The organism is Billgrantia saliphila (assembly GCF_002930105.1).
GTDB lineage: Bacteria > Pseudomonadota > Gammaproteobacteria > Pseudomonadales > Halomonadaceae > Halomonas > Halomonas saliphila.
This window is the reverse complement of sequence record NZ_PJRN01000002.1, coordinates 288648-300954: the sequence shown is the minus strand read 5'-3', so window position 1 is coordinate 300954 and position 12307 is coordinate 288648. Positions and strand designations below refer to the sequence as shown.

At 65.0% G+C, this 12307-nt stretch carries 8 protein-coding genes; 6 read left to right on the top strand and 2 right to left on the bottom strand.

Translation table 11 applies throughout. The features are described 5' to 3' along the window. Positions 1-44 precede the first annotated feature (44 nt). The 6 genes from CYJ07_RS03460 (at position 45) to CYJ07_RS03435 (ending at position 6650) form a co-directional block, all read left to right on the top strand. Positions 45-521 (top strand): Lrp/AsnC family transcriptional regulator, encoded by a 477-nt coding sequence (locus tag CYJ07_RS03460; RefSeq protein ID WP_104202277.1) that lies wholly within the window; start codon positions 45-47, stop codon positions 519-521. A gap of 239 nt (positions 522-760) precedes the next feature. Continuing rightward, positions 761-2254 carry an NAD-dependent succinate-semialdehyde dehydrogenase gene (locus CYJ07_RS03455; protein ID WP_104202276.1) on the top strand — a complete coding sequence of 498 codons (1494 nt, stop codon included), beginning with the start codon at positions 761-763 and terminating at the stop codon, positions 2252-2254. 59 nt (positions 2255-2313) lie between these two features. Next, positions 2314-3738, top strand: coding sequence for an aminotransferase (locus tag CYJ07_RS03450; RefSeq protein WP_104202275.1), 1425 nt, complete (start codon positions 2314-2316; stop codon positions 3736-3738). 131 nt (positions 3739-3869) lie between these two features. Continuing rightward, a complete protein-coding gene (gene eutB / locus CYJ07_RS03445; protein WP_104202274.1) occupies positions 3870-4868 on the top strand; it encodes a hydroxyectoine utilization dehydratase EutB in 999 nt (332 codons plus the stop codon). 67 nt (positions 4869-4935) lie between these two features. Beyond that, on the top strand, positions 4936-5892 hold the full coding sequence (locus CYJ07_RS03440) for a cyclodeaminase (RefSeq protein ID WP_104202273.1): 957 nt from the start codon (positions 4936-4938) through the stop codon (positions 5890-5892). Positions 5893-5966: 74 nt separating this feature from the next. Then, positions 5967-6650, top strand: coding sequence for a haloacid dehalogenase type II (locus tag CYJ07_RS03435; RefSeq protein ID WP_104202272.1), 684 nt, complete (start codon positions 5967-5969; stop codon positions 6648-6650). 87 nt (positions 6651-6737) lie between these two features. Here the strand turns inward: CYJ07_RS03435 and glgB are convergent, their stop codons facing one another. Beyond that, the gene (gene glgB / locus CYJ07_RS03430) at positions 6738-8960 is read right to left on the bottom strand and encodes a 1,4-alpha-glucan branching protein GlgB (RefSeq protein WP_104202271.1); all 2223 of its coding nucleotides are present in this window, start codon (positions 8958-8960) and stop codon (positions 6738-6740) included. Beyond that, positions 8953-12303 carry a maltose alpha-D-glucosyltransferase gene (gene treS, locus CYJ07_RS03425; protein ID WP_104202270.1) on the bottom strand — a complete coding sequence of 1117 codons (3351 nt, stop codon included), beginning with the start codon at positions 12301-12303 and terminating at the stop codon, positions 8953-8955. The genes glgB and treS overlap by 8 nt, the downstream gene beginning before the upstream one ends. Positions 12304-12307 lie beyond the last annotated feature (4 nt).

Genomic DNA, 12307 nt, shown 5'->3' with positions numbered 1-12307 from the left:
AGCCGCCGAGTCACGATTGGCGTGCCATCGAATAAGAGAGAAAAATGAAGCTCGATCGCTATGACCTGAAGATTCTCGAGATCCTGTCCCGCGATGGACGCATCACCAAGTCGAAGCTGGCCGAGGCGATCAATCTCTCGGTCAGCCCGTGCTGGGAGCGCGTGCGGCGTCTGGAGAAGGCCGGCATCATCCAAGGCTACAGCGCTCGGATCAATCCCAGCGCGCTGGTAAAGCGCACACCGGTATGGGTCCAGATCGAGCTCAAGCAGCATAATGCCGAGAGCTTCGCCCGCTTCGAGGCGCTGGTCCACGAGAGGCCCGAGGTTACCGAGTGCGTGGCGGTGGGCGGCGGAGTCGATTACCTGATGAAGGTGGAGGCCGACTCCGTCGATGCCTACCAGCGGTTGATCGACGAATGGCTCACCTCGGAGGCCGGCATCGAGCGCTATTTCACCTATATCGTCACCAAGACGGTGAAAAGCCCCGCTCTTGGTTTCGCCAAGGAGGACTTCTCCCCCTGAACCCGGGGGGGCCAACGCCACCGCGGAGCGGTCTTCACCGATAAAGCAGCAGCGGGGCTACAGAAAAAAACGCATTATCCCCAGTCATGACGAAAAAAAGCGCATTCGCCTTGCCGGCTAACGAAAAGTCCTGATCCTCTTTCCCCTTTACCCTGTAGGCATTGAGCAGCCGCTGGCTGCTCGCCTGTTTTTGCCATCGCCGGTCTCGTCAGAACGGGCCGGTGTCAGGGGAGGTGACCATGAAACTGTCCAACACGCTGACCGCGCAACTCGACGATCCGCGCCTGTTCCGTCAGCACGCCTACGTGAACGGCAAGTGGACCCACGGCGACGGCGGCCGGGAAGAGACGGTCTATGACCCGGCCACGGGCGAGGCCATCGGTTACATTCCCTGGCTCGAAGCCCATCAGATCCGCGAGGCCGTGGATGCTGCCGATGCCGCCTTCGCCCACTGGCGTGCGCTGCGCGCCGACGAGCGCTGCGAGCGCCTGCTCGCCTGGTACGATCTGCTGCAGGCCAACCGCGAAGACCTGGCCACCATCATGACGCTGGAGCAGGGTAAGCCGCTGCCCGACGCGCGTGGCGAGGTCGAGTACGGTGCCAGCTTCGTGCGCTGGTTCGCCGAGGAGGGCAAGCGCACCTTCGGCGAGACCATTCCCAGTCATATTCCCAATGCCGCACTGGGTACGCTCAAGGAGCCAGTGGGTATCGCCGCGCTGATCACGCCGTGGAACTTCCCGTTGGCCATGATCACGCGCAAGGCGGCCGCGGCCATGGCGGCCGGTTGCACCGTGGTGGTCAAGCCTGCGGGCGAGACGCCGTTTTCGGCGCTGGCGCTGGCCGAGCTGGCCGAACGCGCCGGCATCCCGGCCGGGGTATTCAACGTGGTGCTGGGCGAGCCGGCCGAGGTATCGAAGATTCTATGTGCCGAGGAGCGCGTCAAGGCGCTATCCTTCACCGGTTCCACCCGAGTCGGCCGACTGCTGCTGGAGCAGAGCGCGAGCACCGTGAAGCGTGTGTCGCTGGAGCTGGGCGGTAATGCGCCGTTCATCGTCGGCCCCGACATGGATCCCAAGGAGGCGGCCCTCGCCGCAGTGGCGGCCAAGTTCCAAACCGCGGGCCAGGACTGCTTGGCGGCCAACCGTATCCTGGTACACGAGTCGATCCACGACGAGTTCGTCGAGCACTTCGCCGAGCGCATGGCAGCGCTGACCGTGGGCAACGGCCTGGAGAGCGAGATCGATCTGGGCCCGCTGATCCATCGCCAGGCGGTAGACAAGGCGGCGGCCATCGTCGATGACGCCATCTCTCGCGGGGCTACGCTGGTCGCCGGCGACCAGACCCAGGCGCCGGGCGAGAACTTCTTCATGCCGGTGCTGCTCACTGGGGTGACGCCGCAGATGAAGGTGTGGCGCGAGGAGAACTTCGCGCCGGTGGCGGGCGTGACCGCCTACCGCGACGACGATGAAGTCATCGCCATGGCCAACGACACCGAGTACGGTCTGGCGGCCTATGTCTATACCCACGATATTCGCCGCATCTGGAAGCTGCTGCGGGCGCTGGAGTACGGCATGGTCAGCGTCAACTCGGTGAAGATGACCGGGCCGCCCGTGCCCTTCGGCGGCGTCAAGCAGTCGGGGTTAGGCCGCGAGGGTGGTATCACCGGTATCGATGAGTATCTGGAGACGAAGTATTACTGCCTGGGCGCCTTGGGATCAGTTTCCGGAAGCTAATCATAATTGAATTTGAACATCTCCCCGCCGCGGCGGGGCCTTGAAGAAGAGAGAGCACAATGAGCCAGCAGCACCGCGATCTGATCGAGCGCGACCGCAAGGTCACCTTTCACGCCTCCACCCACCTGCGCGACTTCGCCCACGGCGACGCGCCGGGTCGGGTGATCACCGGCGGCAAGGGCATCCACATCGTCGACAAGGACGGCCGCGAGTTCATCGACGGCTTCGCCGGCCTGTACTGCGTCAATATCGGCTACGGCCGTACCGAGGTGGCCGAGGCGATCTACCAGCAGGCGCTGGAGCTCTCCTACTACCACACCTACGTGGGCCACTCCAACGAGCCGCAGATTGCGCTGTCCGAGAAGATCATCGAGCTCGCCGGCCCCGGCATGTCCAAGGTCTACTACGGCCTCGGCGGCAGCGACGCCAACGAGACCCAGCTCAAGATCGTGCGGTACTACAACAATGTGCTCGGTCGCCCGCAGAAGAAGAAGGTGATCTCGCGCCAGCGCGGCTACCACGGCTCCGGCTTGGCCACCGGCTCGCTGACCGGCCTCAAGGCATTCCACGATCAGTTCGACTTGCCGCTGGCCGGCATCCTGCACACCGAGGCGCCGTACTACTACCACCGTGCCGCCGAGCAGGAGGGCATGACCGAGCGCGAGTTCTCGCAGCATTGCGCGCATAAGCTCGAGGAAATGATCCTGGCCGAAGGCCCCGATACCGTGGCCGCCTTCATCGGCGAGCCGGTACTCGGTACTGGCGGTATCGTGCCGCCGCCCGAGGGTTACTGGGAAGCGATCCAGGGCGTGCTGGCCAAGTACGACGTGCTGCTGATCGCCGACGAAGTGGTGTGTGGCTTCGGCCGCATCGGCGCCGACTTCGGTAGCCACTTCTACGGCATCAAGCCCGACCTGATCACGGTCGCCAAGGGGCTCACCAGTGCCTACCAGCCGCTCTCCGGTGTGATCGTCGGCGACCGCGTGTGGCAGGTACTGGAGCAAGGCACCGGCGAGTACGGTCCCATCGGTCACGGCTGGACCTACTCCGGCCACGCCCTGGGCTGCGCCGCGGCGCTGGCCAACCTGGCGATCATCGAGCGCGAGGGGCTGACCCGGAACGCCGCCGAGACCGGCGCCTACCTGCAGCAGCGGATGCAGGCCGCCTTCGGCGAGCATCCCATCGTCGGCAACGTGCGCGGCGTGGGCATGCTGGCGGCGCTCGAGTTCTCCGTCGACCCGGCCAAGCGCAAGCACTTCGATGCCACGCACAAGGTCGGCGCGCGCATCGCCGCGGCGGCGCTCGACGAGAACCTGATCGCTCGCGCCATGCCGCAGGGCGACATCCTCGGCTTCGCGCCGCCGCTGATCGCCACTCGCGAAGAGATTGACGAGATCGTCGCCCGGGCCAAGCGCGCGGTCGACAAGGTGACCGACCAACTGGTCCGAGAGGGTGCCGTCAAGGCCTCCATGTCGCTGAGCTGAGCTGAGCAGAGTCCGAGGCCGCGGGAAACGATCCCGCGGCCTTTCTCTTCATTGTCCTTGTCTTGCGATCTCTTCTACTCTGCAAGACGTATGTCGACACACTTCGGACAAAGCCTTCGAGCGAGTTCCGTATGTCCCGACCCCAGCATGGCGTTTCCCTCGCCACCCTCTACCAGGCCCGCCACCGCATCGGCGGTCAGGTGGAGCGCACCCCGCTGATCCGTTCACGTTCGCTCTCCGAGCGTTTCGATGCCGATATCCGGCTCAAGCTCGAGACGTCTCAACCCACCGGCGCGTTCAAGCTGCGCGGCGCCACCAATATGATCGCTGCGTTGATCGAGCGCCATGGCCGCGATGCCCTGGCAGCGGGGGTGACCACGGCCTCCACCGGCAATCACGGCCGCGCGGTGGCCTATGCCGCAGGCCGGTTCGGCGTGCCCGCGACGATCTGCCTGTCGCGCCTGGTGCCGTCCAACAAGGTCGCCGCCATCGAGGTGCTGGGCGCCGAGGTGAAGCGCATCGGCCGGAGCCAGGACGAGGCCTTCGGCGAGGTCGAGCGGCTGGTGCGCGAGCGCGGCATGACCCTGATTCCACCCTTTGACGATCCGCTTATCGCGGCCGGGCAGGGCACCATTGGCCTGGAACTGATGGAGGATATGCCGGATCTCGATCGGGTCATCGTCGGGCTCTCAGGCGGCGGGCTGCTCGGCGGCATCGGCGCGGCGGTCAAGGCCATTCGCCCGGAGACACGCGTCACGGGTGTGAGTCTTGCGCGCGGGGCAGCCATGTGGGAGAGCCTGCAGGTGGGCCGGCCCGTCGAGGTGGAAGAGGTCGAGAGCCTGGCCGACTCGCTCGGCGGCGGCATCGGTCTCGACAACCGCTGCACCTTCGCCCTGGTGCGCGAGGTGCTCGACGACCATGTCCAGGTATCGGAAACGGCCATCGCCCATGCCATGGTCGACATTCTCGAGCACGAGAAGCTGCTGGTGGAGGGGGCCGCCGCGGTGGGTCTCGCCGCGCTGGTCGAGCACGGCCTCGACGTGCGTGGCCAGCGGGTGGCGCTGATTCTCTCCGGCAACGGTGTGGCGCTGGAGACGCTGGATCGGGCCCGGGCCATGATCGGTCGCTAGGCGCTTTCGGAGGCTGGCTACGCTTGCCTTCGGCAAAGCCCGTTCGTATCAAGTGGGAGGTAGCGAGATGAAGCTCTATCAGCGTGACGAGATAGCCGCAGCCGTCGGTATCGACGAGGAAGCGCTGCGTCAGGTCGAGGCGGGTTTCGCCGCACTGGGCCGCGGCGAGGCCGTACAGCCGCCGATCCTGTCAATGTCGATGGAGGAGTTCAACAGCGAGGTCGATGTCAAGACGGCCCACCTCAAGGGCTGGGAGCGCTTTGCCATCAAGGTCAGTACCGGCTCCTTCGACAATCCCAAGCGCGGCCTGCCGAGCCTCAGCGGACTGATGATGCTGTTCTCCGCCGAGACGGGGCGGGTCGAAGCCGTGCTGTTCGATGACGGCTACTTGACCATGGTGCGCACCGCCGTGGCGGGTGCCATCGCCGCCAAGCATCTCTCCCGCCGGACCAGCCGCCGCGTGGCGGTGATCGGTGCCGGCGAGCAGGCGCATCGCCAGGTCGAGGCGCTGCGCCTGGTGCGTGATATCGACATTCTCGACGTCTGGACGCGGCGCCGTGAGAGCGCCGAGGCATATGCCGACGATATGCGCAGGCAGGGGCTGGAGGTGCACCTCCACGATAGCGTGCGCGCCGCCTGCGAGCAGGCCGATATCATCGTCACCGCCACCCCGTCGCGTGAGCCGCTGCTGCAGGCCCGCGACCTGCCGGAGGGCGTTCATGTCACTGCCATGGGGTCGGACAGTCCGGACAAGCGCGAGCTGGACGAGTCGGTGCTGACCCGGGCCGATGCGTTCGTCTGCGATACGCGCGCCCAGAGCGAGCACAACGGCGAGCTGAAGGTCTTTGCCGGACAGGATCGCGAGCCGCCGTTCAAGGTTCACGAGTTGGGCCGAGTCATCGAGCGCGGCGAGACCCTGCGTGTCTCGGACGCGGCCATCACCGTTTGCGATCTGACCGGTACGGGGGTGCAGGATACGGCCATCGCCAGCTTCGCGCTGTCTCGTCTCGCCCAGGGCGGCTGAGATACGCATCGCCTTGAGGCGCGGCGTGGCAGACGCCATGCTTGCCTAACGTCAACGAACGAGGAGCACTGCAGATGGCAACGGTTCTGGCCTTCGATGTGTACGGCACCCTGATCGACACCCACGGCGTGGTCACCGAACTGGAGGAGCGGCTCGGTACGGCCGACAAGGCCTCGCTGGCCCCGGAGTTCTCGCGCCGGTGGCGCGACAGGCAGCTCGAGTACAGTTTCCGTCGTGGCCTGATGGGCGCCTATGTGCCTTTCGATCAATGCACCCAAGAGGCACTCGAATTCACCGACCGCGCTCTGCAGACTCGGCTCTCGGACGTCGACAAGCAACACTTGATGGCAGTCTATTCCCGACTGCCGGCATTCCCCGAAGTGGCCGACGCGCTGGAACGTCTGGAGGCCATCGGCATGCGCTGCGTGGCCTTCTCCAACGGCACTCGGGAAGCGGTCGAGGGCCTGCTCGGGCAGGCCGGGATTCGCGGTCGGTTCGAGGATGTGATCAGCGTCGACGAGGTGAAGCGCTTCAAGCCCGATCCGGCCGTCTATGCGCATCTGCGCCATCGTCTGGATGTCGCGCCCGGCGACACCTGGCTGATCTCGAGCAACCCTTTCGACGTGATCGGCGCGCGACACGCCGGCCTGCATGCCACCTGGGTGCGGCGCAGCCTGGATGCCCCCTTCGATCCCTGGGGCGTCGAGCCCGATCTAACCGTGGCCGAGCTCGGAGAGCTGGCGGAGAGGTTGGGCTAGGCCGAAACCACTGATCACGTTCATGTTGCTTGACGCCAGCGTGGCGGCGTGGCCCGGCTGGCGTCAACGCTTCGCTTCGAATGAGTTTCAGGTCGCTTCGACAGGGCGCAGCAGTATGGCCGCCAGGGGTGGCAGCGTCAGCTCCAGGCTTGCGCCCTGTCCGTGAAGAGGCGTGTCATCGGCCATGACGCGGCCCATGTTACCCATGTTCGATCCCCCGTAGCACTCGGCATCGCTGTTGAAGATCTCTTCCCATTCACCGGTATGGGGCACGCCCAGCCGGTAGCCTTCGCGAGGAATCGGTGTCATGTTGGCGACCACCAGCAGCGGTTCGCCCGATAGGCTCCACCGCAGCCAGGCAAAGACGCTGTTGGTGTTGTCATTACCCACGACCCAGGTGAAGCCCCGCGGCTCGCTATCGCATTCGTGCAGCGCGGGCTGATCGACGTAGAGTCGGTTGAGGTCGGCGAGCAGCCGCCGAATGCCGTCATGACGGGGCTCGCTGAGCAGCGACCAGTCGAGTTCCCGGTCGTGACTCCACTCGCGCCATTGGGCGATCTCGCAGCCCATGAACAGCAGCTTCTTGCCGGGCTGGGACCACATGATGGAGAGGTAGGCGCGTAGATTGGCGAACTTCTGCCACTCGTCTCCCGGCATCTTACCGATCAGTGACCCCTTGCCGTGCACCACCTCGTCATGGGAAATCGGTAGCACAAAGTGTTCCGAAAAGGCGTAGACCATCGGAAACGTCATGTCGTGGTGGGCATAGGAGCGATACACCGGATCCTTGGAAATGTACTCCAGGGTGTCGTGCATCCAGCCCATGTTCCATTTATAGGCGAATCCCAGCCCGCCCTCGGCGGTCGGCTGGGTAACGCCGGGCCAGGCCGTGGACTCCTCGGCGATGACCACCGCCCCGGGTACCTCCTCGGCGACGACCTCGTTGAGATGGCGCAGGAAGTCGATCGCCTCCAGGTTCTCATGGCCGCCGTACTTGTTGGGGATCCACTCGCCCTCCTTGCGCGAGTAGTTGCGGTAGAGCATCGAGGCGACGGCGTCGACGCGCAGGGCATCGACATGAAAGTGCCGCAGCCAGTGCAACGCCGAGGCCAGCATGAAGCCGTGCACCTCGCGTCGCCCCAGGTTGTAGATGAAGGTATCCCAATCCTGATGGAAGCCCTCGAAGGGATGTTCGTACTCGTAGAGAGCGGTGCCGTCGAAGCGCGCCAGGCCGTGGGGATCGGTGGGGAAGTGGGCCGGTACCCAGTCGAGTATCACACCGAGCCCCGCGCGGTGGCACTCGTCGACGAAATGGGCAAAATCGGCGGGCGAGCCGAAGCGCCCGCTGGGCGCGAACTGGCTCAGCGGCTGGTATCCCCAGGAGCCGCCAAACGGGTGCTCCATGATCGGCAGCAGCTCGACATGGGTAAAGCCCATCTCCGTTACGTAAGGAATCAGGTGCTCGGCCAGCTCCCGCCAGCTGTAGAGCTCGCCGTGGTCGCCACCGTGCTTGCGCCAGGATGCGGCATGCACTTCATAGATGCTGATCGGCCGGTTTGGTTCGTGCCTCTCGCCGCGCCGGGCGATCCACTCCTCGTCATGCCAGGTGAAAGGTCGGGTATCGGCGACCACCGAGGCGGTGTTCGGCGGGGTCTCGGTGGCGAGCGCCACGGGATCGGCACGCAGGCCGAGGGCGCCCTGGGCATCGAGGATCTCGTACTTGTACGATTCGCCGGGTCCGAGGCGCGGCACGAACAGTTCCCACACCCCGGCGGGATGACGCAGCCGCATGGCATGGCGGCGCCCGTCCCAACTGTTGAAGTTGCCCACTACCGAGACCCGCCGGGCATTGGGTGCCCAGACGGCGAAGCGCACACCTTCCACGCCATCCACTTCCATGGGCTGGGCACCCAGGCAGTGCCCCAGGTTGCGATGATTGCCCTCGCCGATCAGGTAGAGGTCCATTTCACCCAGCAGCAGGCCGAAACTATAGGGGTCTTCGGTGATCTGCTCGCCCCGAGGCCAGCGGATGCGCAGGGTGTAGGGGGCGGCATGTGGCAGTTGGGCGGCGAAGAGGCCGGGAATCTGAATGGCCGTCAGGCTGCAGCGCAAGGTTCCGTCTTCACGATCGAGGACATCGACGCCCAGGGCGCCGGGCAGGAAGACGCGCAGAACGTTACCCTCATCCGTTTCATGGATTCCAAGCACCGAGAACGGGTTGCGGTGGGTCCCGCGTGCCAGCGCTTCGGCATCGTCCTCCGACAACCACAGAGCGCGATCCAGCGTGGTTCCGGCCGTCATATCATTCATTGGGTTCTCCCGTGCTGAGTTGATCGACGAGGGCGGACAGGCTACGCAGCGGAACACCCAGCCAAGTGGGACGATTGGCGGCCTCGTAGGCGATTTCGTAAGCGGTCTTTTCAAGCACGAACAGATCCACCGCCGCCGCCGCCCCGCTCGGTTGCTTCCACTCATGCGGCAGGTTGAGCGTGGCCTGCCAATAAGCATTCAGGAATGCCTGGCGCCCTCGTAGCAGGAACTGCTCCGCCACCTCGTGTCCGGTGTCGGTCTGCGTATCGTCACCTTCGTTGCCCGGTAGCACTTCTTCCGTCTTGGCGTAGGCGTAATCGAAGGAGCGCAGCATGCCCGCCACATCCCGAAGCGGGCTGTCCTTGGCGCGACGCTCCTCGAGTGGACGGGCCGGTTCGCCCTCGAAATCGATGAAATAGGCGTCGTCATGGGCCACCAGCACCTGGCCGAAGTGCAGGTCGCCGTGAATACGAGTGATCAGGCTGCCTTCGGCCAGTCCCGCCATTTCGTCGATGGCATTCATCAGCGCGTGACGCTTGGCCAGGATATGGTCGGCCAGCTGGCGTTCGGCGTCACCGGCAGTGGCCTCACGACGTTCGAGCAGTTCCAGTGCCTCCTCGATGCGTTCGTGCACGCGTTGTTTCCAGTGCGCCACATGCGCTTTCTCCGCGATCTCGGGAGCAAAGGCCGGATCGGTGCTCGGCGCGGCCAGCGCCATGTGCAGCTCGCCCAGCCGACTTCCCAGAGTCACGGCGAACTCCTCGAGTTCCTCGAAGGCACCGTAGCCGGCTTCCTCGCGGCCAGTGTCGCGCCCTTGTTCACGGTCGATGACAGCCTCGCGAATCGCGCGGCCCAGGGTGCTCCGGGTCCACGACCAGGCATCGCCCTGGTTGTCGATGAAGCCCTGCAGAATCATGAGGGTCTGGGGAGTGCCGTGTTCATCGAAGCGGGTCACCTCGCCGTGCAGCGGTGCGATATGCTCGAAGCCCTGCTCGGTAAGATAACGGCCGATTTCCGCCTCGGGATGCAGACCCGGTTCCAGGCGGCGGAACACCTTGAGAACGAGCTGATGTCCGATGATTACCGAGCTGTTGGACTGCTCCGCGGCCTGCTGCGCCACGTCGGGATGCTCCGGCAATGCCACTTCGGCCAAGGTCGAGGTGGGCAGGAAGCGGATCTCGCCGAGATCGCAGGCGAGACTGGCCCCCTGGCGCATGGCATCCAGCACCGCCAGGGCGAAGGCATCCAGCGTCAAGGCGTCAGTCAGCAGCCCGACTTCGTGAAACCGCCGGACCCGCGCGATGGCCAGCTGCTGAGGCAGGGCATTGGTCTGTTCTTCCTCACCGAGAAACGCCAGCGGCAGCTGATAGCGCTCGCTGCCCTGCGCGTGCGTCACCTCCAGTTCGCTGATCAGCAGTGAGCGTTCTTGGTGCTCGAGGCGGGCCAGGTAGAGCATGCGGACCTGGTCGATGCGCGTCTGCTTGGCGGCGAACCAGCGTCGCTTGGGCAGATAGCTGGGCAGCGTCTCGCGCTCCAGCAGCTGCCGCGAGGTGGACTGGAAGATCTCCTCGAGACGCCTCTTGATGATCAGCGTGACATATTCAGGCATCGGTTCGGGTACCGGCACGTGCCACTCCGGCATGGCGGTCTCCGGCGCCAGCAGGAACCAGAAGAAACCGTAGGGTGGCAGGGTGAGCAGGTACGGCATCCGTCCGATCGGCGGGAAGGCGCTGCCGCCCACCATCTCCACCGGCACCTGGCCGGCGAACGCGGAGAGGTCGAGTTCGACCGCCTGGGCGGTGCGCGCCACGTTGGCCACGCACAGCAGCGTTTCCGTCTCGCCGTTGTCCAAGGTCATCTCGCGCAGGTAGGCGAGCACATGCCGGTTGGCCGGATACAAGAGACGCATGGTGCCGCGACCGAAGGCGCGATGCTGTGTGCGCACCGCCAGCATGCGTCGCATGTTGTTGAGCAGCGAATGCGAGTCGCGTACCTGGGCCTCGACATTGACGGTCTGGTAACCGTAGAGCGGGTCCATGATCGGCGGCAGGACCAGACTGGCCGGGTCGGCCCGGGAGAAGCCGCCGTTGCGGTCTACCGTCCACTGCATGGGCGTGCGGACCCCGTCCCGGTCGCCCAGGTAGATGTTGTCGCCCATGCCGATCTCGTCGCCGTAATAGAGTACCGGGGTCCCCGGCATCGACAGCAGCAGGCTGTTGAGCAGCTCGATGCGTCGGCGGTCGCGCTCGAGCAGCGGTGCCAGGCGTCGGCGAATGCCCAGATTGATACGCGCCCGACGATCGGCGGCGTAGTGGTTCCAGAGGTAGTCACGCTCCTTGTCGGTCACCATCTCCAGCGTCAGCTCGTCATGGTTGCGCAGGAAGATCGCCCACTGAGAGACCGGGGGAATCTCTGGGGTCTGCCGCAGGATATCGGTGATCGGGAAGCGATCCTCCTGGGCCAGCGCCATGTACATGCGCGGCATCAGCGGGAAGTGGAACGCCATGTGGCACTCATCGCCGTCGCCGAAGTAGGGCCGGGTATCCTCCGGCCACTGGTTGGCCTCGGCCAGCAGCATGCGGTCGGGGTAGCGCTCGTCGATCACCGCGCGGATCTTCTTGAGCACCTCGTGGGTCTCGGGCAGGTTCTCGTTGTTGGTGCCCTCGCGCTCGACGAGATAGGGGATGGCGTCCAGGCGCAGCCCGTCGACCCCCATGTCGAGCCAGTACTCCATTACCTTGAGGACCTCGTCGAGCACCTGGGGATTGTCGAAATTGAGGTCCGGCTGGTGGGAATAGAAGCGATGCCAGTAGTAGGCGCCCGCCACCGGATCCCAGGTCCAGTTCGAGGACTCGGTGTCGAGGAAGATGATGCGTGTGCCCGGATACTTCTGGTCGGTATCCGACCAGACGTAGAAGTCGCGTTCCGGCGATCCCGGCGGCGCCCGTCGGGCGCGCTGAAACCACTCATGCTGATCGGATGTATGGTTAATGACCAGTTCGGTGAGTACGCGCAGGCCGCGCCGATGGGCTTCTTCGATGAAGCGCTGGGCATCCGACAGGGTGCCGTAATCGGAGCTGACGCCGGTGTACTCGGCAATGTCGTAGCCGTCGTCGCGGCGTGGCGAGGGGTAGAACGGCAGTACCCAGATCGTGTTCACCCCCAGGCTGACGATGTAGTCCAGCTTCTGGATCAGCCCTTCGAAGTCGCCGATGCCGTCGTCGTTGGCGTCGAAGAACGACTTGACGTGAACCTGGTAGATCACGGCGTCCTTGTACCAGAGAGGGTCGTCGAGAAACGCGATGGTCTCGACGGCATGGGTCTCGCTGCTGGCATCCATCATTGGC

Excerpts from the sequence above, each read along its gene's own strand:
- treS (WP_104202270.1), bottom strand. The coding sequence starts at position 12,303 with ATGATGGATGCCAGCAGCGAGACCCATGCCGTCGAGACCATCGCGTTT.
- CYJ07_RS03450 (WP_104202275.1), top strand. The coding sequence starts at position 2,314 with ATGAGCCAGCAGCACCGCGATCTGATCGAGCGCGACCGCAAGGTCACC.
- CYJ07_RS03435 (WP_104202272.1), top strand. The coding sequence starts at position 5,967 with ATGGCAACGGTTCTGGCCTTCGATGTGTACGGCACCCTGATCGACACC.
- CYJ07_RS03460 (WP_104202277.1), top strand. The coding sequence starts at position 45 with ATGAAGCTCGATCGCTATGACCTGAAGATTCTCGAGATCCTGTCCCGC.
- eutB (WP_104202274.1), top strand. The coding sequence starts at position 3,870 with ATGTCCCGACCCCAGCATGGCGTTTCCCTCGCCACCCTCTACCAGGCC.
- glgB (WP_104202271.1), bottom strand. The coding sequence starts at position 8,960 with ATGAATGATATGACGGCCGGAACCACGCTGGATCGCGCTCTGTGGTTG.
- CYJ07_RS03455 (WP_104202276.1), top strand. The coding sequence starts at position 761 with ATGAAACTGTCCAACACGCTGACCGCGCAACTCGACGATCCGCGCCTG.
- CYJ07_RS03440 (WP_104202273.1), top strand. The coding sequence starts at position 4,936 with ATGAAGCTCTATCAGCGTGACGAGATAGCCGCAGCCGTCGGTATCGAC.